This is a genomic window from Streptomyces sp. NPDC091292 (genome assembly GCF_044757265.1).
Classification (GTDB): domain Bacteria; phylum Actinomycetota; class Actinomycetes; order Streptomycetales; family Streptomycetaceae; genus Streptomyces.
The window spans coordinates 117488-142609 of sequence record NZ_JBIVUQ010000005.1; the positions used below are offsets into that span (position 1 = coordinate 117488).

Sequence of the window (25122 nt, forward strand, 5' to 3'; positions counted from 1 at the left end):
CCTGCCGATGATCATGCGGACGGCATGGCGGGTAAGGCGCGCGGGAGCGGTGGCATGGACAGCGGTGGCATGGACAGCGGTACGGAACACGGCGGTACGGAACGTGGCGGCGCCCCTCGTCCCGGCGGTCAACTCCCGGTATCGCGAAGCGGCTTGGGCCTGGACCGCAGACGCTTCCTCGTGTGCGCCGCCGGGCTCACCCTGGGGCTGACCACCGCCTGCGACACCGGACCGCGCTCCGCCCACGACTCCGGACCCACCCCCTCCGGCACCGATCGCGCGCCCACCCGTCCGGGCTGGCTCGCCGCCGAACAGGCACGTCCCGGCGACGCGGACTGGCGGATCCGTTCCGTCGGGCCGCCCGACGCGATCGCGGGATACACGGACAGGGCCGCCGTCCTGCCCGGCGAGGAGTGCGGCCTCCACGTCTCCACCACCGCCCCCGGCTTCCGCGTATCGGCCTACCGCGTGGGCTGGTACGGCGGCGCCCAGGCCCGACTCGTCTGGCGCTCCGACCACACCGCCGGACAGTCCCACGGCGCGCAGCGCGTGGTGCCGGGGACCCGCACCGTCCAGGCGGACTGGCCGCGCACCCTCGCCCTGCCCACCGGGTCATGGCCGCCCGGCGCCTATCTGCTGCGCCTCGACGCCGACCACGGACACCAGCGGTACGTGCCCCTCGTCGTCCGGTCGCCGAGCGCGACCGGCGCGACCGTCCTCATGCACGCCCCGGCGACCTGGCAGGCGTACAACACCTGGGGCGGCGCCAGCCTCTACCAGGGTGACGACGGCGCCTACGCGACCCGCTCACTCGCCGTCAGTTTCGACCGGCCCTACGACGCCGACGGCGCGGAGAAGTTCCTCGTCTACGAACGCGCCGTCGTCGTCCTCGCGGAACGCCTCGGCATCCCACTCGCGTACACGACCGGTATCGACGTCCATCAGGCGCCGTCCACGCTGGACGGTGCCACCGCCGTGCTCTCCCTCGGACACGACGAGTACTGGACGCCCGAACAGCGCGACCACGTCACGCGCGCCCGGGACGCCGGCACCAATGTGGCGTTCCTCGGCGCCAACGCCTGCTTCCGCCGGGTCCGTCTCACCCCCGGCGCGAACGGCACGGCCCGCACGGTCACCTGCTACAAGACCGACTACCGCGCCGACCCCTACCTCGCGACCCACCCCGACCGCCCCACCAACGACTTCCGCCAAGCGCCCGCCGCCGCCCCGGAATCCGCCCTGACCGGCGTCCTCTACGAAGGCTTCCCGACCGACGCCCCCTATGTGGTGCACAACCCGGACCACTGGCTCTACGAGGGCACAGGCGTACGGCGGGGCGACAGCTTCGACCATCTCGTCGGCGTCGAGTACGACCGCGTCACACCCGGAATGCCCACGCCCGGGGAGCTGGAGATCGTCGCCCACTCGCCCCTGGTCTGCAACGGCCGCGACAGCCACGCGGACTCCGCGTACTACACCGTGCCCAGCGGTGCCGGTGTCTTCGCCTCCGGGACCATGCGCTGGGCCGAGGCCCTGATGGCGGGCACCTCCGACAACGGCCGCAACCACGGCATGGACGCCCGCACCGGAGCCTTCGTCACCCGCACCACGGAGAACCTTCTCCGCGCCTTCGCCGAGGGCCCGGCCGCCCGAACCCGCCCCGCACCACGGAACAACATCCGGGACGTTTACGACACATGACGCCGGTACGCGGCAGCCCCCCGTCAGTCCGCCCGCTCCGGCACCGGAAACATCCGGCTCAGGCGTGGCAGCCGCCGAGCAGCCTCCTCGCCGTTCCCCGCGTCCCCGTGCTCGCCCTCTGGCTCGGGGTTGCAAGGCAGGTCGACGCCTTCGGCCTCCAACGCGGCCTCCAGGCCGTCCTCCTCACCGGTCAGCAGCTCGAACGCCTCCGCCGCGACGTAGTCCAGCGACTCCCACTCCGGCCACGCGTCCTCCGCCCACATCTGCGAGGGGTGACCGGCCAGACTCCGCAGCTCCGGTGTCTCCGCCAGTGCGTCGGGGTCGGCCGCCGCCCTGCGCACGGTCTCGCGGCCGAGGCCCACGACCCAGAACTGGAAGTACCAGAAGCTGTCGTCGGAGCACCAGCCGCCGAGTATGCGCTCGGCGGCGGCCCACATCTCCCAGGTGTCGAGCGGCCGGCGCGCCTCGTGCAGCAGCGTCTGGAACCGCGCGATCTCGGGCGGCGGCCGACGCACCAGCTGCTCCCGCAGCCAGTCGAGGCGCCGGTCCGGATCGCGATCGTGCCGCTGAGAGCCCTCGATCAGGGCCCAGAAGGTGTCTTCGTCCACACTCGGCACTATGACAGGGGGGTACGACAACGCCCCCTCGCTCCGGCCCACGGCCCCCGGTCAACGGCCCCGCTCCACCCGCGTCACCCCGGACCCCACCGGCCCGATCCGCAGCACGGTACCCGTCGGATCCGTGACCGTCGTGACCTTCACGGGCCCCCGGTCCGGGCAGCCCGTCGCCCGCACGCGGTACGCCTTCGGGTTCGCGTCGCCGATCTCGACCTCCACCACGGCACGGGAGTTGGGCGGCACGGTCACCCGCAGGTCGTGCGTCGACGAGGAGCGGCGTACGGAGACGGAGACCGGACCGCGTATCGACGGCACCGTCCCCTCGACCCGGGTGAGACCACCGGTCCTGGGCTGGATCAGGAACCCCGCCGCGCCCGCCTCGCTGACCTGGACGCCCAGGACATGGCGGGCGATGACGTTCGCGGGCGCGGACGCCCACGCGTGCGAGAAGGTGAGGTTGGGTTTCAGCGCGGGATCCCATGCCTCTGTGACGATGGTCGCCTTGAGGACGTCCAGCATGTGCAGCCACGAGTTCGTCGCCGTCGAGGTGAGCAGGGACAGCGCGGCGTCCGAACGGCCGAGCCGGAACAGCGCGTCGAGCAGGAACTGCGACCCGTACACGCTCACCTTCATCCCGCCCGCCGCGAGCGTGTCCCCCAACCTGGCCCGTACGTCGGCGTCCAGGGCGTCGGCCACACCGAGGGCGACCGGGAACGCGGTGGCGTGCTGGGCGCTGTGACCGGTCCCCACCCCGTCGAGGAAGCGCCCGGCGGAACGGTCCAGGAGGGTGCCGCGCAGTGCGGCGGCCAGGGTGTCGGCCCGCTCGCGCAGAGTCGCGGCGTCACCCTTCTTCCCGAGGACCGCCGCGCACTTGGCGAGGGCGTCGAAGGCCGCGTACTGGAAGGCGTTGACGACGGTGTTGACCTCGGTGAAGACATAGCCGTCACGGTTGCTGACGGGCCAGTCGACCAGGTCGCCGAGGTCCACACTGCTCGACCCCGGCGCCTTGTGCACCAGACCGTCCGGCTTCAGATGGGCGGTGAGGTTCTTCGTCGCCAACAGGTCGTAGTCCTTGGCGAGCTGCCGGTCGTCGCCGGTCGCCAGATAGTCCTCCCAGGCGGACAGCGCGCACATCAGCCGGTACTCGGTCGGCCAGGTGCCCTTGCGGACCAGGTAGTCGTTGGACCAGCGGGCCAGCGCGTACGACCGCTGCACTCCGTACTCGGAGAGCTGGTTGATCAGCGCGTCGCCCTCGTACGGGCCGCGTTCGCGCGTCGGTGTGTCCTGGTAGAGGTCGCCGCGCGTCGCCTCGATCGAGTACCGGCACAGCTCCCAGACCCGGTCGAGCGCCGGGTCCGAACTGCTGAAGGACGCCTGCGTGTCGTCCCAGTCCATCCGCCAGGCCCGCCCGCGCACCACGGCGTCCGACAGATCGAGGGACGTCCGCAGCTCCGCCCAGCGAAAACCCCGGTAACCCCAGTGTTCGAAGCGCTGGGTACCGTCCCGCAGGGTCCACACCTCGCGGTACGTGTTGGTGGCGCGCAGCGCGTATCTCACCGTGCCGTCGGTGTCGAGTTCCTCGCCGAGCCGCACCTCGACCGTGTCCCCTGCGGCGCCCTCGACCGTCAGCGAAAGGCCGCCGACGATCTCCCGCCCGAGGTCCACCAGCCAGCGCCCTTCGGCCACCCGGACCACGGAGGCGGGGACGACGTCGTGCGGCAGCGCGGGCTCGATGAGCGCGGGAACCAGCCCCTCGATCGCGCCGCGCACCACCGGAGTCTCCCAGCCGCCGTCGTCGAAACCGGGCTCGGTCCAGCCCACCGGCTCGTACCGCAGGTCCCAGTACTCCTGCGGCGCGGCGAAGAAACCGGTGCCCGCGCTGCCCCGTGCGGTGAGCAGCCCGTCGTGCCGGCGGGCGCGCCAGCCCGTCCCGGACCCGATCGTGTCCCGGCCGCCGTCCGTGTACGTGATCTCAAGCTGCGCCAGGAACTTCCGCTCGGCGGTGGTGTGGCAGAGCGCGGCCAGCGCGTTCGCCTTTCCGGGCCGCAGCGTCTCCGTGAGGTCGAACGCCTGGTACGCCACTCCCGCGCCGGAGCGTACGGACGCGAAGCCGACCGGGGTCCCGTTGCTCCACACCTTGGCGACGTACTGCCGGGCGGGCGCCGGTGAGGTGGCGGCGACATAGAGCACGGCGGCGGCGACCTTCCTGCCGCGAGGCTGACCGTACTCGTGCCGCAGCAGCGCCCAGGTGTCGTCGGAGCCGTAGGAGGACAGCGAGGTGGCGCGGGCCGGGAAGGTGAGGACGCCGTCCGCGACGGTGCCACCGGAGAAGGTGCCCTTGTCCGTGCGGAAGTCGTCGTCCAGCAGAACGGTGCCGTCGGCCGCGGTGAAGCTGACGCGGTCGTACGTCTGGGACTCCGTACTGCCGTTGCGCAGGCCGACGTTGCCGGAGGCGTAGCGGGAGTCGGTGGTCGTGTCGACCACGGTTCCGTCGACGGTGGTGGTGAAGCTGTCGCCGCGCAGGGTGACGGCGAAGTCGACCCACGCGCCGACCGGCACCGCGAACGGCAGTGTCACTTCGGCGAGGACGGTATAGGTGCCGTTGACGCACACATGCTTGCGCAGGACGCCCTTGGTGCCCGCGCGCAGCTGCCACATGTAGTTGTCGGACGCGCTCGCCGCCCGGAACCACAGCCCCGCGGCCACCGCCGTGATCTTCACCCGGGTGGCGAAGGTTCCGTCGGTCATCGTCGGCCCGGCCCCGACCCAGATCGGCTCGGCCGTCCACTCGTCCTCGACGGACGTGGCCATCAGCACGGGCTCCGACCAGTCCGACCGCCCGTCGGCCCAGGTGCTGACCCGCCACCAATAGGCGGTACGGGGCCGGAGCGGCGGTCCCGCGTACTCCACCGCCGTGGACGCGGCGGACGCCCGCCGCCCGGAGTCCCAGACCAGCCCCCTGCCGTGGAACCCGTCCGGCAGGCTCGCGACCTGCAACCGGTACGCGCGCTGGACGGTACCGCTCCCGGAGTCGGGGACCTGCCAACTGAACCGTGGTCGCTGCCCGGTGGCGGCCACCGCGTGGCGCGGCAGGAGATCGGTGAGCAGCCCGCTGGGCGCGCCACCCCGACCGGCCACCCCGCTCGCCCCGGCCGCCACCGCCGGACTCCCCGCCAGCACGACGGACGCGGCGGCACCCCCACCGAGCTGAACGAGCCGCCGCCGCGACAGATCCCCGACCATGCCCCACCCCATGAATGAAAGGTTTCAGTGAATTGCTGGGGAGGCTATGGCCGTTGTGCTGGGGTGGTCAATGGAGAGGACAGAACCCGAGGGGAGGTGAGTGAAACGATTGAATCGTTCAGTGGCAGACGTGGCGCGATGCCGTAGCCGTATGCTCGCCCGATGACCGAACAGGGGATCACACAGGGGAGCCATCGGGGCCTGCTCGCGGGGCAGGTGGCGATGATTACGGGAGCGTCCAGTGGCATCGGAGAGGCCGCCGCACGCTTGTTCGCGGAGGAGGGGGCCGCCGTCGTCCTCATGGCGCGCCGCGCGGAACGGCTCGACACCCTCGTCAAGGAGATCACCGCGATCGGCGGCAGGGCACGCGCCGTCGCGGGTGACGTCACCGTCACGGCCGATGTCCGGCGAGCGGTCGAAGCGGCCGTGGAGCACTTCGGCGGCCTCGACGCGGCCTTCAACAACGCGGGTTACGCCACCATCGAGACCGCGCTGCACGAGACGGACGACGAGGTGTACGACCGCACCATGGACATCAATGTCCGGGGCGTCTGGAACTGCATGAAGCACCAACTGCCCGTGATGCTGGCCTCCGGCAAAGGGGGCTCGATCGTCAACACCAGCAGTACGGCGGGCCGTTACGCGACCGGCGCATCCGTCCCGTACGTCGCGGCCAAGCACGCGGTCCTCGGGATCACCCGCGCGGCGGCGGCCGAGTACGGCGAACGCGGCATCCGTGTCAACGCGCTTGTCGTGGGCACCACGCGCAGCGAGATGATAGACGAGGTCGTGGGCCAGTTCCCCGTACTCGAAGAGGCGTTCATCGCACCGCAGATCCAGAAGCGGATGGCCGCGCCGCGCGAGATCGCCGAGGCGGCGGCCTGGCTGTGCAGTGGGCGGGCGTCGTTCGTCACCGGTACGGCGATGCCGGTCGACGGCGGCATCTCGGCCCAGGCCAAGGTCGGCTGATACGCCGTCATCGACCTTCGGGACCCCGGCAGGACTCTCCGTCCGGCCGGGGTCTCCCGCTTTCCGCGGCCGGTCACCCATGTCGCCGAGTGCTCCCTTCTGTCACACCCATTGACACCCTGACTGATCAAGTGATCTATTCACTTTATGAGTCGCAGTGAGCAGTCGTTGTCCGAGCGTCTCGCGGACGACATCGTCGAGATCATCCGGGCCGAGGGCCTTGCCCCCGGGGACGCACTGGCTTCGTCACGGGAGCTGGCCCGCCGTTTCGAGGTCACCACACCCACCGTGCGGGAGGCGTTGCGACGCCTGGAGGCCACCGGTGTCGTCGAGTTCCGCCATGGATCGGGCACCTATGTGGGACCGGGGAGCGAGCGACGGCTGCTCGCCAACCCTCATCTCCCACGCAGCAACCGCGAATCGGTCCTGCAACTTGTCGAGGCCCGCCTCGTCATCGAACCCGCCGTCGCCGCCGAGGCCGCCCGTATCCGCGTACCCGAAGCACTCGGACAGCTGGAGACCGCCGCGTCGAACGCGCTCTACCCGCCCGAGGAATCACTGCGCAGATCCGTGCACTTCCATGTGGCGCTCGCCGCGACCAGCGGCAATCCGCTCCTGCGCGAGACCGTCGAGGCGCTGCTCCAGGTCCGCGCACGGGACCAGGTCGAGATCCGGCACCGCTACAACGACCGTGCACGCGACCACGCGGAACACCTGGAAATCCTCACCGCGGTACGCGAAGGGGACGCGGACGCCGCCGAACGTCTCACCCGCGACCATCTCCACGCCATCCGCGACGCCGTCCTTCGCGCCGACTTCACCGGAGGCGCGCAGTGAGTACGGAACTCCCTTGGCGGCTGGCCGAGATGACCACCCAGGAGGCCGCCGACGCGGTGGGCCGCGCGCCGATCGTGGTCGTTCCGGCCGGCGCCTTCGAACAGCACGGTCCCGGTATGCCACTGGCGACGGACACGATCCGCGCCGAACAGGTCGCCGACCGCGTGGCCCGAGCGCTCGGCGGACGCGTCGTGATCGGGCCGTCCCTGCCGGTCGGTGTCTCGCCGCACCATCTCGCGTTCGCCGGGACCGTCACCCTGACCACCACCACCTTCGCCGCCGTGGTCCGCGAGTACGCCGACAGCCTGTACCGGCACGGCTGGCGCAAGGTCTTCGTCCTGACCGGACACGGCGGCAACAACGCCGCCCTCACCACCGTCGCCCAGGACCTGCTCACCACCCGTCCCGACCTCCAGTTCGCCTGGAGCCCGCTCACCGCACTGGCGTCCGACGTGGTCGCCGGTATGGAGGTCAGCGAAGTCCACGGCCACAGCGGCGAGGCCGAGACGGCACAGATGCTCCACCTCGCCCCCCACCTGGTGCACACCGACCGCCTCGCCGCCGGGACCACCTCCACCGCCGGGCTCACCCCGCTCGCCCGCCTGTCGCGCACATCGGGCCACCCCACTCTGACCGTGCGCTACGACCACCTCACCGCCAACGGCGTGCTCGGTGACCCCCGGCACGCCACGGCCCACGACGGCAAGGCCATCGTCGACACCGCCGTCACCCGCGTCACCGCATTCCTCACCCAGTGGCTGGACGCCTGACCCGGGCCCCGCCCTCACCAACCACCCTCAGCAACCTCGCCTTGACGCATTCAGCCGGTCGCCGGGACGCGACCGGCGGAAGGAGCCTGCCATGAAAGGCGCCCCACCACCCGACTACCGCGCACCCCGCGCCAGACGCACCCTCGCCGCCGCCTTCCTGGCCACGATCACCACGCTCACCGGCCTCATCGCACCGGCCCAAGCCGCCACCCCCGCCACCCCCGCCGCCACGGCCACCACTACCGACCGGAGCGCCGTCTCCGCCCGCTCGGACGGCTGCCGCACACCGGCACCCCAACCACCGGGTACCAGCCGGCTGAACTCTCTCACCAGCGGCGGCATCGAGCGCACCTACCAGCTCCATCTGCCCGACGGCTACACGAGTCACCGCGCCTGGCCGGTCGTCCTCGCCTTCCATGGACGAGGCAACACGGGCGCCGGAACGGAGGAGTTCTCGAAGCTCTCCGAACTGCCGGCCGTCGTCGTCTACCCCAACGGGGTCATCGGTACCGGCGACGGCGACCGGCAGGCATGGCAGGGCGCCCCGTACGCCGCGCCCGGCGTGGACGACGTCGCCTTCACCGCCGACCTGCTCACCGCACTCGAAGACTCCCTGTGCGTCGACACCCGGCGGGTGTATGCGACGGGGAAGTCCAACGGTGCGGGATTCACCGGTCTGTTGGCGTGCCGCATGGCCGACCGTATCGCCGCCATCGCCCCCGTAGCAGGCGCCTTCTACCCCGAGACAGGCGCCGACTGCCGGCCGTCCCGGCCCGTCCCGGTCATCGACTTCCACGGCACCGGCGACGCCACCATCCCGTACACCGGCGACGCGGACCGAGGACTGCCCGCCTTGCCCGACTGGGTGGCCGCCTGGGCCCGCAGGGACCGGTGCGCCGCACGCCTGCCCGACCAGGTGATCGCACCCGACCTCACCGTCTCCCGCTGGGTCGGCTGCGCCAAGGGGACGCAGGTCCGGCACATCGCGGTCACCGGAGGCGGCCACACCTGGCCCGGCGCCGACAGCTACAGCGGCGGCGGCTACACCACGCAGACCGTCGAGGCCCATGAGGTCCTGTGGCAGTTCGTGAAGAACTACAAGCTGCCGCTTTCCGGCCGGCACTGATTCCACCCCCTCGCCACCCCCCTCGCCCCCGCCACACCCCTTTCCACCCGCCCGCGTACTCCCGCACGCCCGTTTCCCACCCGGGCGCCCACCCCGTACGGAGCCGTCATGCCCGTCCCCAGCCCCGCGAGACCACAGGCGTCGCCCCAGCCGTCCGATCCCGAACTGCCCCGCATCGTCCGTGCGATGGCCGTGATCGAACGCGCGGGCAACGCCCTTCCGCACCCGTTCTGGCTGTTCTGGATCCTCTCCGCGGTCCTCGCCGTCATCAGCGCCGTCCTCGCCGCGCTCCACGTGGACGTGATCTCTCCCGAGGACGGCAAGACGGTCGCCGTTCAGAATCTGCTCAGCGGCGACGGCCTCGCCATGGCCGTCTCCACGATGATCAGCAACTTCGCCTCGTTCCCGCCGATGGCGACGATCGTCGTGGTCATCATGGGTGTCGCGGTGGCCGAACGCAGTGGATTCCTCGCCGCGTCGATGAAGGTCGGCGTCTCCCGTGTGCCCGCGTCCTGGGTCGTGTTCGCGGTCGCCTTCGCCGGCACGGTCGCCCATGTCGCGTCCGCCGCCGCGTACATCATCCTCGTTCCTCTCGGCGGGCTGGCGTTCCGTGCGGTGGGCCGCTCGCCGATCCTCGGCATCGTCGTCGCCTACACCGCCATCGCCTCCGGTTACGACGCCAGCCCGATCCCCACACCCAACGACGCGATCTTCGCCGGGATCACCACGGCCGCCGCGAAGATAGCCGGGGGAGAGGGCGCGTACGTCTCCCCGCTGAGCAACTGGTTCTTCAACATCGCGTCCTCCCTCGTCCTGGCCGCCGTCATCACCCTCGTCACCCGCTTCGTCCTCAGCAAGCGGCCCGACCTGGACCCCGATCCGGACGCCGATCTGGAGGACATCGGCGCGCTCCGGCTCAGCGACCGGGAACGCTCGGCGCTGCGCCGCGCCGTCACCGCCCTCGTCGTCGCGCTCGTGGCGCTCACCGCCGTGGTGCTCCCGCACTCCTCGCCCCTGCGCGGCGAGGGCGGCAGCATCGTCGAGTCCCCGCTCCTGGACGGCATCGCCGTCGTCGTCGCCGTCCTGTTCGCGCTCGTCGGTGTCGTCTACGGAGCGTCGGCGGGCTCGGTCACCAAGCCCGCCGACGTCCCGAAGCTCATGGTCGAGGGCGTCAAACAGATGGCGCCGGTCCTTGTGCTGTTCTTCGCCATCGCCCAGTTCCTCGCCTACTTCGACTGGACCCGCATCGGCGATGTCGTGGCCGTCGAAGCGGCCCAGGCGCTACGGAACAGCGGCATGCCGATCCTCGTCGTCTTCCTGCTGATCCTCCTGCTTCTGACCCTGGTCAACATCATGGTCACCAGCGGATCCGCCATGTGGGCCCTCGCGGCGCCCGTCCTGGTCCCCATGCTGATGCTCGTCCAGGTCCCGGCCGAGACCACCCAGGCACTGTTCCGGATAGCCGACTCCGGCTCGACCGCCATCACGCCCATGAGCCCCTACTTCGTGATGGCGCTCGGCTTCCTCCAGCGCTACCGGAAGAGCGCGGGCATCGGCACCCTCGCCTCGTACACCCTTCCCCTGGCCGTCGCGATGACGACCGCCTGGACCCTGCTGTTCCTGCTGTGGTGGACCCTCGGGATTCCCCTCGGCCCGGGAGCGCCTGTCCGCTGACCCGGCAGACCGGGGTCATGCCGCGCTGTGGCCCACACCGACCGTGCCGACCGCGCCGTGAAAGGCCGGATGACCGCCGAGGCGTCGTACGTAGTTCCGGAGGCCGTCGTACGAGGAGACGCCGTGGGACGCGTCGAGGCGGACGAGTGCCACCCAGAGGTCCACGTCGGCGGCTGTCAGCACGTCACCCAACGCGTAGGGCCTGTGCGTGAGTTGGCGGTTCAGCAGATCGAGTCGCGGCGTCACGCGCTCCGGCCGGGAGGCCGGCGTGACGTCACGGTCGAGGAGGTCGCGGAGGGCGTCGATCCGCGCGGCGAGAGCCGGCGGGCGGAGTGCGGCGATGCGCGGGTCGCCGGCGTCGGCGGCGTCGGCGGCGAGGCCGCCCAGGTCACGAAGGATGTCGGGCGTGTGGTTGCTGACCACCCGTCCGCTCCATCGGTCGCACAGCGCGGGCACGGTCAGCGGACCGTGGTAGTGGTGCCAGGTGGCCTCGTACGCGCTGCGCAGCGAGGCGAACGCGTCGGATGTGCCGTCGGTGCGGGCGAGGACCGTGGTGGCGACGGACTCCTTGAGGCCGAGCAGGTCCAGGGTGATGGAGACGCGCAGTGAGCGCGGACAACTCGCCGACAGGTGGAGGAGATAGCGGTGGGGCGCGGGGTAGAAGCCGCCGGCGAGGCCGACGCCGATGCGGCCACGGAAGCGGTGCGGGCGGGACGACGGGCGGGACGAGAGGGCCGCCGTGCCGGCACCACGCGAAACTGTCTCGGTCATGACTCTCCCTTGGGGGAACGAGGAAGCCCCGTCTCCGCCGTGCCCGCGTCGATGCGTGAGGAGGCGGAACGGAACCACTGCGCCTGTGTGTTGAGTACCGCGGGGTCTGCGGGTCTGCGGGGTCTGCGGGGACATGAGGGGTCTGCGGGGCCCGATGGAAGGGCCGGACCCGCGTACTACCGGACCCGCGTACTAGCAGGCGCTGGAGACGCGCAGCAGATCGATGTGCAGGCGCCTCGTCAAACAGTTCCAGGGCGATTCCATGTCCACCGGTCCACATCCGGGGCTCGCGAGACGCGAGACCACGCTTGCCCCGCCGCCGCGACGGGACCCGGTCGTCACCCGGGGCACCCCGTCGCGGTGGAAGGGTTGCCTGCCAGCGGGCCGGGGCCGATGACCGCACGAGCAGGCGAACCTGCCCGATGGGCGCTGACAATCGTGACCGTCCCCGCCAGTGTCATCGCGCTCCGTGAAGCCGTCAAGAAGGGGCCGTCGGCCGTCTCACGACGTGGTCACACTCCATCCGGGATGCGGGAATCTCCCGCGGAGCGGCATCGTTATGGCTCAAGACGTGGCGCGGGGCCCGGCATTGCGCACGGCTGTGGCCCTCACGTAGCGTCCCGAAGAGGTGACGAGTGCCGAGGCCGCAGGTCGGAGGTGAAGGACGTGGCGCGAGGGAAAGCGGCGGGAGGGCTGGTGGCGCACAGGCAGGACCTGACGTCCGTGTCCGTCCTCCGTGTCGTCGCCCCGGCCCCGTATCGCCCCGTGCCTGTGCCCGTGTACCTCTACTCCCGGCCGCACATCGACCTGAAGCGTGTCGCCGGCGCGCTCTGTAGTTCCTGACCTGACTGTCACTCCGCCGCCCTCTCCCGACCGGGGCGCGGCGACCCGTACAGCCGATCAGGAAGGCATGCCCGCCATGACCTCAGCATCCCCGTCACGCCCGTCACCCGCTTCGCCCCCCGCCTCCGCCGCCCCGCTGCACCTTGCCGTCGCGCTCGACGGTGCGGGCTGGCACCCGGCCGCCTGGCGCGAGCCGGTCGCCCGCCCCCGGGACCTCTTCACCGCCGGATACTGGACCGATCTGGTCACCGAGGCCGAACGCGGCCTGCTCGACTTCGTGACGATCGAGGACGCACTCGGGCTCCAGTCCTCGCACTTCTCGGCACCCGACGGCCGCACCGACCAGGTACGCGGACGCCTCGACGCCGTTCTCATCGCGGCCCGCGTCGCACCGCTGACCAGCCACATAGGACTGGTGCCGACAGTGGTGGCCACCCACACGGAGCCGTTCCACATCTCCAAGGCCATCGCGACCCTCGACTACGTGAGCACCGGCCGCGCGGGCGTCCGCGTCCAGGTGTCCCCGCGCCGGAACGAGGCCGCCCACTTCGGCCGCCGTAGCGTCCCGGAGTTCCGTTTCGAGGATCTGGACACCCCGGGCGTACGGGAGGCGGTCGTCGGCCTCTTCGATGAAGCCGCCGACTACATCGAGGTCGTACGGCGGCTGTGGGACAGCTGGGAGGACGGTGCCGAGATCCGCGACGTGTCCACGGGCCGCTTCATCGACCGCGAGAAGCTGCACTACATCGACTTCGAGGGCAAGTACTTCAGCGTCAAGGGCCCCTCGATCACACCCCGCCCGCCCCAGGGCCAACCGCCCGTCACCGTGCTGGCCCACGCATCGGCGTCGGGCGCTCCGTTCGGTCTGGTCGGCCGCTCCGCGGACATCGGCTACGTCACCCCGCACGACACCGACCAGGCCCGAGCCGTCGTCGCCGCCGTCCGCGCCGCACAGGAGACGGCCGGGCGCGCCCAGGATCCCGTACACCTCTTCGGCGATCTGGTGGTGTTCCTGGACGACGAGCCCGGCGCGGCGGCGGCCCGACGGGACCGACTCGACACGCTCGCGGGCCGGCCGTACGACAGCGACGCCCGGATCTTCACCGGCACGCCCGCCCAACTGGCCGATCTCCTGGAGGAGTTGCGGTCCTCCGGGCTCACCGGATTCCGGCTGCGGCCGGGCGTCGTCGGCCATGACCTCCCGGCGATCACCCGGGGCCTGGTCCCCGAACTCCAGCGCCGGAACATCTTCCGGCGCTCCTACGAGGCCGACACCCTGCGCGGCCTGCTCGGGCTCGCCCGCCCCGCCAACCGCTACGCCGCCGCCGAGAACGCCTGAGCCGGAGGGACCACTCATGAGCACGTCGCCCGACAAGCCGCTCAAGCAGATCCATCTCGCGGCACACTTCCCCGGCGTCAACAACACCACCGTGTGGAGCGATCCCGAGGCCGGCAGCCATATCGAGTTCAGCTCCTTCGCCCACTTCGCCCGCACCGCCGAACGCGCCAAGTTCGACTTCCTGTTCCTCGCCGAAGGGCTGCGGCTGCGTGAACAGGGCGGCGAGATCTATGACTTGGACGTCGTCGGACGGCCCGACACGTTCACCGTCCTGAGCGCCCTCGCCGCCGTCACCGAACACCTCGGCCTCACCGGCACCATCAACTCCACCTTCAACGAGCCCTACGAGGTGGCCCGGCAGTTCGCGACCCTCGACCACCTCTCCGGCGGGCGCGCCGCGTGGAACGTCGTCACCTCCTGGGACGCCTTCACCGGAGAGAACTTCCGCCGCGGCGGATTCCTCCCGCAGGAGGAGCGGTACTCCAGGGCCGAGGAGTTCCTGGCCACCGCTCATGAACTCTTCGACTCCTGGCGCGGCGACGAGATCGTCGCCGACCGGGCGACCGGCACCTTCCTGCGGGACGCGCGCGCCGGAGCCTTCGTCCACCGGGGACACCACTTCGACATCAGCGGCCGGTTCAATGTGCCGCGCGGGCCGCAGGGCCGTCCGGTCGTCTTCCAGGCCGGCGACTCCGACGAGGGACGCGAGTTCGCGGCGGCCGGCGCCGACGCGATCTTCAGCCGGTACGCCACCCGCAAGGCGGGCCGGGCGTTCTACTCCGACGTCAAGGACCGACTCGCCCGGTACGGCCGCTCCCGCGACCAGCTCCTGATCCTGCCCGCCGCGACCTTCGTCCTCGGCGACACGGACGCCGACGCGGAGGAGCTGTCCCGCGAAGTCCGCCGGCAGCAGGTCAGCGGCGCCACCGCGATCAAGCACCTGGAGTTCGTCTGGAACCGTGACCTGTCCGCGTACGACCCGGAAGGGCCGCTTCCCGACATCGACCCCGACCTCGGGGAACACACCATCGCCCGGGGCCGCGCCCAGGTACGGATGTACCGTGACCCGCTGGCCACCGCCCGCGAGTGGCGGGAGCTGGCCGCCGCCAACAAGTGGTCCATCCGGGACCTGGTCATCGAGACCGGCAACCGTCAGTCGTTCGTCGGCTCCCCGGCCACGGTCGCCGCCACCATCGACGACTTCGTCCAGTCCGACGCCGCCGACGGATTCATCCTCGTCCCGCACCTCACCCCTGGCGGCCTCGACACCTTCGCCGACACGGTCGTGCCGCTGCTCCAGGAGCGAGGCGTGTTCCGTACGGACTACGAGGGCACGACACTGCGCGACCACTTGGGCCTCGCGCACCCCGACCACGTACGCGCCGAACGGAACGCGTCATGAGAACCCGTCACCTGTCACCCGTCACCTGTCACCCGTCGGCGGTCAGCGCGCCGAGTCCCGTTTGACGTCGATGCCGAGCCCTGCCCACAGCTCCTGTTCGACCCGGCTCGGCGGGGTCGAGCAGTGCTGCTCCGGGTGGCCGGCGGGGAGGCCGCGGGGCCGGCCGGTGTTCCCGCGTCGGCCCTGCGCGCGTCCTGGTGGCCACAGCTCCTGCGTCGTGGGGTCGGGGTAGTGGACACCGGGCAGCGGCCCGACGGTGAAGGCACCGAGCTGGATGAGCAGGTTCAACGCGCCGGCGCCGGCCCTGCCGAGCCAGAATCTCAGCCCCATGCCGCTCCTCGATCTCTCCGTCGGACCCGGGGCCGTCCAGCGGCCGGCCCCGTCGGCGTACATGGTCGCCGCCCGCCCTGAAGCGTCGCTTAAAGCGCGTCGCGGCAGGCCGTGACCATGAAAAATTCACACCCCGGGGCAGACGGATTACCGGCCGGATCCATGATCGGCTAAGTGTCCTTGTAGCCGACAACGTGTCAGGGTTCCAGCAGGCGGAAGGAGCAGTGGCATGGAGATCGGAGTTCTCGGGCCGCTCGTGGTGAGCATCGACGGCACGTCCGTGGTGCCGAGCGCGGCCAAACGGCGGCAGCTTCTCGCGCTGCTGGCGGTCAACGCGGGCTGGGACGTCAACGTGACGACGCTGACGGAGGAGCTGTGGGACTCCAGTCCCCCCAGCGGGCCCGCGGGTGTGGTGCAGACCTACGTCAAGCAACTGCGCCGCGCCATCGCCGTCGCCCTGGGACCGGAGCACGCGTGTGCGCCGAAAGAGGTCCTGAGCCGCAGCTACGCCGGGTACGCGCTGCACATGCCCGCGCCCGTCATGGAGGCCGACCTCTTCCAGCAGCTCACCGGCCGCGGACTGCGGGCCCTGGCCGCCGGTGACGACGAGACCGCTTCGAAGCTGCTGGGTGACGCGCTCGCCATGTGGCGCGGGCCGGTCCTCGCCGACGTACGCATCGGACCCGCGCTCCGCGTCGAGCTGCTGCGCCTTGAGGAGGCACGGAGGTCCGCGCTGGAAGGGCGGATCACCGCGGACCTCCGGCTCGGCAAACACGCCGAAGTGATCGGCGAACTCCTCGTGCTCACCGAGCGTTTCCCGCTCCAGGAGAGCCTGCACGGGCTGCTGATGCTGGCGCTCTACCGAGGTGGACGCTCGTGGCAGGCGCTCGAAGTTTTTCGAAAGCTACGCGCGTCGACTGTCCAGGAACTGGGCATCGAACCTTCTACGCGCGTCCAGAAGCTGCACCGGGCGATTCTGGCCGCCGATCCCAAGCTCGACCTCACCGCGCTGAGTTTGGCGGCCCTTTAGCGGTCCCGGGCAGCGTGAGCGCCGCGTCGGCCGGGTCTGCCCACCCCCGTGGACGCACCGCGGACCCGGCCGGCCCCTCGTCCCTGGGACGGAACCGAGACGGAGCGACATGACCCGATACCTGTCCCGGCGGCGTCCGGGCCACGAACCGGACCCTGCGACACGGCTGTTCTGCTTCCCGTACGCGGGCGGCGGCGCCTCGGCGTACCGGCGATGGCAGCGCGGCCTCGACGCCCAGGGAGCCGGAGTACGGGTGATGCCCGTACAACTGCCCGGCCGCGAGGAGCGGTTCGGTGAGCCCAGGTTCACCGATCTGGACGCCCTCGTCGACGACATGGACGCACAGCTCGACGAGGAGCTGGCCGAACCCCACATCTTCTACGGACACAGCATGGGTGCGCTCCTCGCGTACTCACTCGCCCGGCGGCGGCAGTCACGCGGCGCGGCCCTGCCCCGTGCACTCGTGCTGAGCGCCTACCGCGCCCCGCACCTGCCGGCCCCGCCGATCGCCGACCCGGACGCCGGTGACGAGGAACTCGTCGCCGGACTGGTCGCACTCGGCGGCATCCCGGAGACGCTGCTCGACCACCCCGAGTTCCTGTCCGCGTTGCTTCCGGTGGCCCGCGACGATCTCCGGCTGTGCCTCGGCAGCACCGCCGCACCCACCGAACCGCTGCGCGTACCGCTCCACCTGTTCGCCGGACGCGGCGACCAACTCGTCTCCGTGTCCGAGGTGTTCTCCTGGCGGCGGCACGCCGGGAGCGGCTGCGAGGTGCGGTCGATGCCCGGCGGGCACTTCTTCATCCGCACGGACGAGGACGCCTTCCTGCGTGAACTCGCCTCCCTGACACGCCGATACGCCAGGGAGCGGGGCGGGTACGCGGCGGAGCGGGGCGGATGCGGTATGGAGCGCGGTGGACACGGTACGGAGCGCGGGGGAGTGCGACCGGCAGGCACCGTCGGCGCAACGGTGGGGTCGTGAGAATCTCACGTTCCGGTCGTTCCCCTGTCATGTCGCACTCATGGGGGCGTTCCGTCCGCCCGCGAGTCTCTACCTTCCCCCGCGAAAGGAAACAAGTCCCGTGACACACGACGCCACGGAAGGCGCCACCAGGAGTTCGGCCTCACGGCAGGTCCGCGCCGTCTGGGGGCTGCTGGCCGTCCTCCTGCTGATCTGGGCGGTGTTCGAGGCGGCGAAGTACGGCGGATGGGTGATCGTCGCGGCGGTCGCCGGATTCATCGCACCCGACCTGTCGTTCCTCGCCGGCATGTCCGGCCCGCACCAGCACGGCCGACTGCCCCGCAGGGCCGTTCCCCTCTACAACCTGCTGCACCGGCCCGTCGTGGCCCTCGTCGTCATGGCCGCCTGCCTGGTGCCCGACTCCTCGGCGATCGCCGTCCCCGTGTTCAACTTCGGTCTCGCCTGGCTGGTCCACATCGCCGCCGACCGCGCCCTTGGATACGGCCTGCGCACCGCCGACGGCTGGCAGCGCTGACGCAGGATGTGCCACTGACGGCAGGGGGCCCGGCGGCGCCCGCACAGGGTCTCGCGGGCGCTTTGGTGCCGCGCAAGCCCTCGCTGCGAGGCTCGTCCAGGTCCCCGACCGCGCCTCAGCGCCGCGCGTCGGTCACTCGAACCACCGCAGACAAGTAACCGCTGAGCACCTGTTGCCGGAGGAAACGCATGGACACGACGGACACGACGCACGGCGGCCCCGAGACCGGTCAACCGCAACTGGACTACCCGTTCCACCGCCCTTCCGCCGTCGAAGTACCTCCTGTCTACGAGGAGTTGCGGGCCAAGTGCCCCGTCGCCCACGTCCGGCTGCCCAGCGGCGACGAGGGCTATGTGGTCACCCGCTACGACGATGTCCGCACCGTGCTCGCCGACGCCAGGTTCAGCCGGGCCGCCACCATCTCGCCGGACGCACCCCAGCTCACCGCCACGCCTCCCGTGCCGGGCAGCCTGTTCACCACGGACCCGCCCCAGCACACCCGGCTGCGCAGGCTCGTCTCGCGCGAGTTCACGGCCCGCCGTGTGCAGAACATGCGCCCCCGCATCCAGGAGCTGACCGACGGGCTCCTGGACGACATGGAGAAGCTCGAAGGCCCGGTCGACCTCAACACGGCGCTGGCCTTCCCGCTGCCCGTGATGGTGATCTGCGAACTGCTCGGTGTGCCCTTCGAGGACCGCGACCGCTTCCGCGAGTGGTCGGACGCCTTCGTCTCGCTGACCGCGCACACCGCCGAGGACATGGCCGCCCAGCGCCAGGAGATGATCGGGTACCTGGGGGCGCTCGTCAAGCAGAAGCGCGAAGAGCCGACGGACGACCTGATGGGGGCGCTCGTCACCGCCCACGACGAAGAGGGCGCCCTCAACGAGTTCGAGCTGATCGTCATGGCGGCGACCATCCTCGTCGCCGGCCACGAGACGACCGTCAGCATGATCGGCAAGATCGTCCTGACCCTGCTGCGCCACCCCGAGCACATGGCCACGCTGCGCGAACACCCCGAGATGATCGACCACGCCATCGAGGAGCTGCTGCGCGTCAACCCGATCGGTGACGGCGGCCCGCTGCGGATCACCCTGGAGGACGTCGAGGTCGGCGGCACCCTCATCCCGCAGGGCAGCGCGGTCCTGGCGGCGGTCTGCTCGGCCAACCAGGACCCCTCACGTTTCCCCGGCGCGGAGGCGGACGAGTTCGACCCGACCCGGCCCGAGGCGATCCACCACGTCGCGTTCGGCCACGGCCCCCACTTCTGTGTCGGCGCCGCGCTGGCCAGGGCCGAACTGCAGATCGTCGTCTCCTCGCTGCTCAACCGCTTCCCCGGTCTGCGGCTCGCGGAGGACGTCGACGCCCTGGAGCTGACGACCGGGATGATGGTGCACGGCCTGACCCGGCTGCCGGTCACCTGGTGACCCGCACCCGGCCGCCCGTCACCTGCTGAAGCGGCTGACGGTCCCGTACGGCCCGCCCCGGCACCCATGTTCCCCCGGTACGACGTGGTGTGCCGGGGTGGGCGCACAGGAAAGGCCCCGGCCCGCACGATCCGGTGCGGGCCGGGGCCTCCTGCCGTCCGCCGACCCGTACCGTCCCGGTCCGGTCGCGCGGACGCACGGCTCACACCCGGGTGGCGGGGGACTGCGCCTCCACGACGTGCGGCCCCGGCTTCTGGAGCTGGAAGTACGCGCCCCCCAGCACCCGTTCCTTCAGCTTCTGGCTGCGGTCGACCACCCGGTACAGCGAGCGGCGGACGACACCGCCGGCGCCGTGCAGGGCGAACAGCCGCTCCTGCCGCAACTGCAGACCGCGCGAGGTGGCGACCGAACCCTCGCGCACCCGCTGGAACTCCGTACCCGCCCGCAGCAGCGCGGCCTCGCCGCCGCCCGCGTCGATCGCCTCGCGCACCAGCGGCGCCAGCGTCACCGCGTCGATGATCGCGTGGTTGACGCCCTGCCCGAGTATCGGCGTGAGCGTGTGTGCCGCGTCGCCGATCAGGACCAGGCCCGGCATGGACCAGCGCGGCACCAGCGTGGTGAAGATGTCCAGCATCGAGGTGTCGGACCAGGCACGGATCTCACCGCGCACCGAATCGGCCAGCTCGGGAGCGAGCCGGTCCAGCCGCTCGTACAGCGCGGGCAGCCCCTGCGCGCGCAGCTCCTTGAGCCCGCCCTTGGGGATGTTGAAGCCGACGCGCACACTGTCCGGGTGGGTCGGGATGAACAGCCCGTGCTGGTCGCCGCGGATCCGGATGCGATACGTACGGTCGTCCCACTCGGCAGGGAACGGCAGCTTCAGCCACACCACGTCACGGTCCAGCGGCAGCTTCGTGTACGGCAGGCCCGACATCTCACGGACCTTGCTGAACCGGCCGTCCGCCGCCACCGTGAGCGCCGCCCGCACCGTCAGCTCCCCCTCCGGGGTGCGCGCCACCACGCCCGTGACCGGACCGCTCTCGCCGTCCGCGCGCAGCAGCCGGGTGGCCGTCGCCCGGCGCACCAGGGTGAAGTGGTCCGCGTGTTCCTCCTGCCCGAGGTCCGTGAGGGCGGCCAGCAGCGCCGGCTGGGGCAGCTCCACCGGGTAGGGGTGCGGGAAGGGGAAGCGGCGGAAGTCGGCGCGCAACACCGTGCTGCCGGAGTCGATGATCTCCATGCGGTGCATCTGCTGGTAGGCGCCGTCCAGCCGGCCGAGGACACCCAGCTTGTCGAGGAGCCACACCGAGTCGGGGGAGACCGACTCGCCCCGGAACGACCGGTCGAAGTGACCGCTCTGCTCCAGGACCACGACCGAGACCGAACGCTTGGCGAGTTCGACGGCCAGTGTGAGTCCCGCCGGGCCTCCTCCGACCACACACACGTCCGCGGTCAGCTCAGTTGTCGTCATCGTCGCTGCCTTTCAGAAAGGGGCATCCTCCGCCGATGGTCCGCAGTCCGGCTAAAGCAGCTCTTGCGGGTGGCGCGCGGGACGCGTGGCGCAAGCCCGTCTTTAGGGTCCGGGCACAAGCTCGCAAGCGCCTGCCCGCCCCCGCAGAGAGGCGAACCGAACGTGAGCACAGCAGTGACGACGTCCGACCCGGAGCGCACCGCCCCCGCCGCCCCACTCGACCGGCTGCGCGCGCTGCACGGCGAGCGGCGGCTCGCCGCCGACTACCCGGTGGTGCCAGGACTGCTCGCCGAACTCGCCCAGCAGGACGACGGGTTCGCCCAGTTGTCCCGCGCGGGCCGACTGCTCGCCAAGGTCGCGCCCGACGACATCGCGCAGCGGCACCCCGGCTTCGTACCCGCCACCGTCGCCGTCACGGGACACGGCACCATCGACGGGCTGACCGCGCCGCTCACCGCCGAGTTCGCCCGCCACGGCATCCCGCTGCGCCCGCGCGTCGGCGACCACGACGCATGGCGGCGCGACCTGCAGGACACCGGCAGCGACCTGTACGCGCCCGGCACCGAACTCGCCCTCTGCCTGCTCGACGCCCAGATCGTCTTCGACGAACTGCCGCTGCCCTGGGGGACGGAGGACGTCGCCAGGACCGCCGCCGGCACCCTCGAACTCCTCGACGCACTCGCCGCCCGCTACGACGAACACGGCACCGGCACCCTCGTACTCAACACGCTGCCGCTGCTCACCCAGCACACGCAGCAGCTGGTCGATCACCGGTCCCGCACCGAACTCTCCATTGTCTGGCGGGAGTTCAACACCGGTCTGCTGCGCCTGGCCGCCGCGCACCCGCGGCTGCACGTCGTCGACCTGGAGCCGCTGATCGCCGATGGCGGACCGGTCCGCGACCCGCGGCTCGCCGCCTACGCCAAGGTGCACCTGGGCGACGAGGTGCTCGCCAGGTACGCGCGCCACGCGGGACATCTGCTGCGGACGCTGCGCGGCCGGGCGAAGAAGGTCCTCGTCCTCGACCTCGACAACACCCTCTGGGACGGCATCCTCGGCGACGACGGACCCGACGGCATCGCCGCCGCCACCACCTATCGCGGTGAGGCCTTCGGCCGGTTCCAGCGCGTGGTCAAGCAGATCGCGGGCCAGGGCGTCCTCCTCGCGGTGTGCAGCAAGAACGACCGCGAACCGGTCCTCGACGTGCTCCGCGACCACCCCGACATGACCCTCCGCGAGGCCGACTTCGTGCGGATCAGCGCCGACTGGGAGCCCAAGGACGGCAACATCCGCGCCCTCGCCGCCCGGCTCAACCTCGGCACCGACAGCTTCGTCTTCGCGGACGACTCGCCCTTCGAACGCGGCCTCGTCGCCGCCACCCTCCCCGAGGTCGCCCTGATCGGGCTCGACGAGGAACCGGCGCTGCACATCGACCGGCTGCTCGCCGACGGCTGGTTCGACGTACGGGAACTGACCACCGAGGACCGTGGCCGCGCCGTGCAGTACCGGCAGGAGGCGGAGCGGCAGGACCTCCAGCAGGCCACCGGCTCGATGGAGGAGTACCTGCGGGCCCTCGACGTACGGGTCGAGGTCGCCCCGGTACGCGACCACGAGGTGGTCAGGGTCGCCCAGATCACCCTGCGCACCAACCAGTTCAACCTCACCACCCGCCGGCTCCAGGCACCCGACGTCCGCGAACGGCTCGACTCACCGGACCACCTGGTGCTGGCCGTACGCTCCCGCGACCGCTTCGGCGACAACGGCGTCGTCGGCGCCCTCTTCGCGCACCGCGAGGACGAGGCCCTGCGCATCGACAACATGCTGCTGAGCTGCCGGGTCTTCGCCCGCGGTATCGAGCAGGCCACCATCGCCGCGCTCCTGGAGCACGCCGTGGGCGCGGGCGCGGCCGAGGTCCGCGCGAGCTACCGGCCCACCGCCAAGAACCACAAGATGCGCGGCTTCTACCCGTCGCTCGGCTTCGAGCAGGGCGACGAATCGGCGGACGGCACGGTCGAGTTCCGGCACCCGCTCACCCAACTGCCCGGCGTCCCCGGGCACGTGACCCTCGACGCGGCCATACGCGGCGGCACCGGATGACCTGAGCCGTGCACTTGGGGCCGCGCCCGGGTCGCGCCCGGGACCCACCCCGGCCGCGCCTCCCAGGTGCCTGGAACGCACAAGCGTCTCCTTAGCGCCCCGGACGACGATCGTGATGTCAGAGCAACCCGTGGCGCCACGCCAGCGGAACTCGGAGAGGTCGGAGAAAGACGTTGACGAACTTCCGGACCTTCACGGAACTGGTTCTGGAGCACACCGAAGCCCGCAGCGCCGCGGATGCCTTCGTCTTCCTGCCCGACGACGCCCGCGGCTCGGTGCCGCAGCACCTCACCTACACCGGGCTCGACCAGGAAGCCCGCAGGATCGCCTCCTGGCTCCAGGAGCGGAAAGCCGCGAACCGCCAGGTCCTCCTGCTCTACCCGGCGGGCCTCGACTTCATCAAGGCGTTCATTGCCTGCCTGTACGCCGGTGCCGTGGCCGTCCCCGGACCGCTGCCCACCGAGCAGGGCCAGCACTTCTCCCGGGTGTCCGGCATTCTGCGCGACGCCGAGGCGTGCGCCGTGCTCACCGACTCGGCCAATGCCCCGGAGATCTCCGCCTGGCTGGCCGCCGAGGGCTTCACCGACGTGCCGTGCCTGGCCACCGACGATCCCGCCCAGGGCGAAGCGGGCGCCTGGCACGCGCCCTCCCTCACACCGGAGAGCCTGGCCTTCCTCCAGTACACCTCCGGCTCGACCAGCGACCCCAAGGGCGTCGTCGTCTCGCACCGCAATCTGCTCGCCAACGAGGCGGCGATCCAGCGGTCGATCGGCACAGGGCCCGAGTCGGTGTGCGGCGGCTGGCTGCCCTTCTACCACGACATGGGCCTGATCGGGCACATCCTCCACCCGATCTACCTCGGCATCCCCACCGTCCTGATGGCACCCTTCACCTTCCTCAAGCGCCCCGTCCGCTGGCTGAAGATGATCGGTGACTACGGCGTCACGACCGGCGGCGGACCCAACTTCGCGTACGACCTGTGCGTGCGCAGGGTCACCGACGCCCAGCTGGAGACGCTCGACCTGTCCACCTGGACGACCGCCTGCAACGGCGCCGAACCGGTCAGGGCCGAGACGTTCCGCGCCTTCACCGAGCGCTTCGCGCCCGCCGGATTCCGCCCCGAGGCGTTCTTCCCCTGCTACGGCATGGCCGAGACGACCCTGCTGGTCTCCGGCATCCCGCGCGGCGCCGCCCCCCGCGTACTCGACGTCGACGCCGAGGCCCTGGAACAGGGCGAACTGGCCGACCCGCGCGCGGACCAGCCCACCCGCTCCCTCGTCAGCAGCGGGATCGCACGGGACTTCGAGATCCGCATCGCCGACCCGGAGACCCGTGCCGAGAAGCCCGGCGGACACGTCGGCGAGATCTGGCTGAAGGGCGACAGCGTGTCCTCCGGCTACTGGAAGCGGCCGGAGACCAACAAGGAGATCTTCGACGCGGCGCTCTCCGACGCCGCGGACGGAACCGACGGCGGCGGCTGGCTCCGCACCGGCGACATGGGCGTACTCCAGGACGGACAGCTCTACGTCACAGGGCGCCTCAAGGAGATGGTCATCCTCGCGGGCCGCAACCTCTACCCGCAGGACGTCGAACGCGCCGTCCAGTCCACGGACAAGGCCTTCGGCAACGGCGCCGGCGCCGTCTTCGCCGTCGAGACCGACCGCGAGCATCTGGTGGCCGTCCAGGAGATCCGCCCCGGCAGCGTCTCCACCGACCTGCACACCGTCGCCTCCGGCGTCCAGAGCTTCATCAGCAAGGAGTTCAGCATCCCCGCCGGCAACATTCTGCTGGTACGCCCCGGCACCGTCCGCAAGACCACCAGCGGCAAGATCCAGCGGACCCTGATGCGCAAGCTCTTCCTGGAGGGCGGGATCACCACGCTGTACGAGGTCCTGGAGCCGGCCGTCCGTGAACTGATCACGACCGCCCCGGCGGGCGACGCCACCGACACCGGCGACGCCGCCGAACCCCTGGAATCGGTGGTCTGA

General features: G+C 71.2%; 20 protein-coding genes and 1 riboswitch. Of the genes, 15 read left to right on the forward strand and 5 right to left on the reverse strand.

Annotated features, from left to right (window positions below):
- The first annotated feature begins 54 nt into the window (after positions 1–54).
- A complete protein-coding gene (locus tag ACIQNU_RS16970) occupies positions 55–1701 on the forward strand; it encodes a N,N-dimethylformamidase beta subunit family domain-containing protein (protein WP_401366626.1) in 1647 nt (548 codons plus the stop codon).
- A gap of 23 nt (positions 1702–1724) precedes the next feature.
- On the opposite strand, the gene ACIQNU_RS16975 is transcribed toward ACIQNU_RS16970, so the two are convergent.
- Together ACIQNU_RS16975 and ACIQNU_RS16980 are read right to left on the reverse strand one after the other, a co-directional pair.
- Positions 1725–2309 carry a DUF4240 domain-containing protein gene (locus ACIQNU_RS16975; RefSeq protein WP_401366628.1) on the reverse strand — a complete coding sequence of 195 codons (585 nt, stop codon included), beginning with the start codon at positions 2307–2309 and terminating at the stop codon, positions 1725–1727.
- Between the two features lie 60 nt (positions 2310–2369).
- Positions 2370–5573, reverse strand: coding sequence for a family 78 glycoside hydrolase catalytic domain (locus ACIQNU_RS16980; protein ID WP_401366630.1), 3204 nt, complete (start codon positions 5571–5573; stop codon positions 2370–2372).
- 150 nt (positions 5574–5723) lie between these two features.
- On the opposite strand from ACIQNU_RS16980, the gene ACIQNU_RS16985 reads away from it, so the two are divergent.
- From ACIQNU_RS16985 to ACIQNU_RS17005, 5 genes are all read left to right on the forward strand, one after another.
- Complete coding sequence (locus ACIQNU_RS16985) at positions 5724–6530, forward strand: SDR family NAD(P)-dependent oxidoreductase (RefSeq protein ID WP_401366632.1); 807 nt, start codon at positions 5724–5726, stop codon at positions 6528–6530.
- Positions 6531–6677: 147 nt separating this feature from the next.
- Positions 6678–7367 carry a FadR/GntR family transcriptional regulator gene (locus ACIQNU_RS16990; protein WP_401366634.1) on the forward strand — a complete coding sequence of 230 codons (690 nt, stop codon included), beginning with the start codon at positions 6678–6680 and terminating at the stop codon, positions 7365–7367.
- A complete protein-coding gene (locus tag ACIQNU_RS16995) occupies positions 7364–8137 on the forward strand; it encodes a creatininase family protein (protein ID WP_401366636.1) in 774 nt (257 codons plus the stop codon). The genes ACIQNU_RS16990 and ACIQNU_RS16995 overlap by 4 nt, the downstream gene beginning before the upstream one ends.
- 91 nt (positions 8138–8228) lie before the next feature.
- Positions 8229–9263 carry an alpha/beta hydrolase family esterase gene (locus ACIQNU_RS17000; protein WP_401366638.1) on the forward strand — a complete coding sequence of 345 codons (1035 nt, stop codon included), beginning with the start codon at positions 8229–8231 and terminating at the stop codon, positions 9261–9263.
- 108 nt (positions 9264–9371) lie between these two features.
- A complete protein-coding gene (locus ACIQNU_RS17005) occupies positions 9372–10937 on the forward strand; it encodes an AbgT family transporter (protein WP_401366639.1) in 1566 nt (521 codons plus the stop codon).
- Positions 10938–10952: 15 nt separating this feature from the next.
- On the opposite strand, the gene ACIQNU_RS17010 is transcribed toward ACIQNU_RS17005, so the two are convergent.
- Positions 10953–11708, reverse strand: a complete 756-nt coding sequence (locus ACIQNU_RS17010) for a glutathione S-transferase C-terminal domain-containing protein (protein WP_401366641.1) — start codon at positions 11706–11708, stop codon at positions 10953–10955.
- Positions 11709–12007: 299 nt separating this feature from the next.
- Positions 12008–12152, reverse strand: a riboswitch (SAM riboswitch).
- Positions 12153–12236: 84 nt separating this feature from the next.
- Here ACIQNU_RS17010 and ACIQNU_RS17015 point away from each other — a divergent pair.
- The 3 genes from ACIQNU_RS17015 (at position 12237) to ACIQNU_RS17025 (ending at position 15292) form a co-directional block, all read left to right on the forward strand.
- Complete coding sequence (locus ACIQNU_RS17015) at positions 12237–12551, forward strand: putative leader peptide (protein WP_401367110.1); 315 nt, start codon at positions 12237–12239, stop codon at positions 12549–12551.
- A 76-nt stretch (positions 12552–12627) separates the two neighbouring features.
- Positions 12628–13890 (forward strand): LLM class flavin-dependent oxidoreductase, encoded by a 1263-nt coding sequence (locus ACIQNU_RS17020; RefSeq protein WP_401366643.1) that lies wholly within the window; start codon positions 12628–12630, stop codon positions 13888–13890.
- Between the two features lie 16 nt (positions 13891–13906).
- On the forward strand, positions 13907–15292 hold the full coding sequence (locus ACIQNU_RS17025; protein WP_401366645.1) for an NtaA/DmoA family FMN-dependent monooxygenase: 1386 nt from the start codon (positions 13907–13909) through the stop codon (positions 15290–15292).
- Between the two features lie 42 nt (positions 15293–15334).
- Here the strand turns inward: ACIQNU_RS17025 and ACIQNU_RS17030 are convergent, their stop codons facing one another.
- The gene (locus ACIQNU_RS17030) at positions 15335–15622 is read right to left on the reverse strand and encodes a hypothetical protein (protein WP_401366646.1); all 288 of its coding nucleotides are present in this window, start codon (positions 15620–15622) and stop codon (positions 15335–15337) included.
- Between the two features lie 229 nt (positions 15623–15851).
- Here ACIQNU_RS17030 and ACIQNU_RS17035 point away from each other — a divergent pair, with 229 nt between their 5' ends.
- The 4 genes from ACIQNU_RS17035 to ACIQNU_RS17050 all read left to right on the forward strand — a co-directional run bounded on the left by ACIQNU_RS17035 (position 15852) and on the right by ACIQNU_RS17050 (position 19572).
- Positions 15852–16652, forward strand: coding sequence for a BTAD domain-containing putative transcriptional regulator (locus ACIQNU_RS17035; RefSeq protein ID WP_401366648.1), 801 nt, complete (start codon positions 15852–15854; stop codon positions 16650–16652).
- A gap of 109 nt (positions 16653–16761) precedes the next feature.
- Positions 16762–17634: a thioesterase II family protein gene (locus ACIQNU_RS17040; protein WP_401366649.1), complete on the forward strand. Its 873-nt coding sequence runs from the start codon at positions 16762–16764 to the stop codon at positions 17632–17634.
- Positions 17635–17734: 100 nt separating this feature from the next.
- On the forward strand, positions 17735–18148 hold the full coding sequence (locus ACIQNU_RS17045) for a DUF4260 family protein (RefSeq protein ID WP_401366651.1): 414 nt from the start codon (positions 17735–17737) through the stop codon (positions 18146–18148).
- A 188-nt stretch (positions 18149–18336) separates the two neighbouring features.
- Positions 18337–19572 (forward strand): cytochrome P450, encoded by a 1236-nt coding sequence (locus ACIQNU_RS17050; RefSeq protein ID WP_401366653.1) that lies wholly within the window; start codon positions 18337–18339, stop codon positions 19570–19572.
- Between the two features lie 202 nt (positions 19573–19774).
- On the opposite strand, the gene ACIQNU_RS17055 is transcribed toward ACIQNU_RS17050, so the two are convergent.
- A complete protein-coding gene (locus ACIQNU_RS17055; RefSeq protein WP_401366655.1) occupies positions 19775–21037 on the reverse strand; it encodes an FAD-dependent oxidoreductase in 1263 nt (420 codons plus the stop codon).
- Between the two features lie 162 nt (positions 21038–21199).
- On the opposite strand from ACIQNU_RS17055, the gene ACIQNU_RS17060 reads away from it, so the two are divergent.
- A complete protein-coding gene (locus ACIQNU_RS17060) occupies positions 21200–23134 on the forward strand; it encodes an HAD-IIIC family phosphatase (RefSeq protein ID WP_401366657.1) in 1935 nt (644 codons plus the stop codon).
- A 173-nt stretch (positions 23135–23307) separates the two neighbouring features.
- Positions 23308–25122 carry a fatty acyl-AMP ligase gene (locus ACIQNU_RS17065; RefSeq protein WP_401366658.1) on the forward strand — a complete coding sequence of 605 codons (1815 nt, stop codon included), beginning with the start codon at positions 23308–23310 and terminating at the stop codon, positions 25120–25122.

Excerpts from the sequence above, each read along its gene's own strand:
- ACIQNU_RS16970 (WP_401366626.1), top strand. The coding sequence starts at position 55 with ATGGACAGCGGTGGCATGGACAGCGGTACGGAACACGGCGGTACGGAA.
- ACIQNU_RS16980 (WP_401366630.1), bottom strand. The coding sequence starts at position 5,573 with ATGGGGTGGGGCATGGTCGGGGATCTGTCGCGGCGGCGGCTCGTTCAG.
- ACIQNU_RS16985 (WP_401366632.1), top strand. The coding sequence starts at position 5,724 with ATGACCGAACAGGGGATCACACAGGGGAGCCATCGGGGCCTGCTCGCG.
- ACIQNU_RS16990 (WP_401366634.1), top strand. The coding sequence starts at position 6,678 with ATGAGTCGCAGTGAGCAGTCGTTGTCCGAGCGTCTCGCGGACGACATC.
- ACIQNU_RS17000 (WP_401366638.1), top strand. The coding sequence starts at position 8,229 with ATGAAAGGCGCCCCACCACCCGACTACCGCGCACCCCGCGCCAGACGC.
- ACIQNU_RS17005 (WP_401366639.1), top strand. The coding sequence starts at position 9,372 with ATGCCCGTCCCCAGCCCCGCGAGACCACAGGCGTCGCCCCAGCCGTCC.
- ACIQNU_RS17010 (WP_401366641.1), bottom strand. The coding sequence starts at position 11,708 with ATGACCGAGACAGTTTCGCGTGGTGCCGGCACGGCGGCCCTCTCGTCC.
- ACIQNU_RS17015 (WP_401367110.1), top strand. The coding sequence starts at position 12,237 with ATGCGGGAATCTCCCGCGGAGCGGCATCGTTATGGCTCAAGACGTGGC.
- ACIQNU_RS17020 (WP_401366643.1), top strand. The coding sequence starts at position 12,628 with ATGACCTCAGCATCCCCGTCACGCCCGTCACCCGCTTCGCCCCCCGCC.
- ACIQNU_RS17025 (WP_401366645.1), top strand. The coding sequence starts at position 13,907 with ATGAGCACGTCGCCCGACAAGCCGCTCAAGCAGATCCATCTCGCGGCA.
- ACIQNU_RS17030 (WP_401366646.1), bottom strand. The coding sequence starts at position 15,622 with ATGGGGCTGAGATTCTGGCTCGGCAGGGCCGGCGCCGGCGCGTTGAAC.
- ACIQNU_RS17035 (WP_401366648.1), top strand. The coding sequence starts at position 15,852 with ATGGAGATCGGAGTTCTCGGGCCGCTCGTGGTGAGCATCGACGGCACG.
- ACIQNU_RS17040 (WP_401366649.1), top strand. The coding sequence starts at position 16,762 with ATGACCCGATACCTGTCCCGGCGGCGTCCGGGCCACGAACCGGACCCT.
- ACIQNU_RS17050 (WP_401366653.1), top strand. The coding sequence starts at position 18,337 with ATGGACACGACGGACACGACGCACGGCGGCCCCGAGACCGGTCAACCG.
- ACIQNU_RS17055 (WP_401366655.1), bottom strand. The coding sequence starts at position 21,037 with ATGACGACAACTGAGCTGACCGCGGACGTGTGTGTGGTCGGAGGAGGC.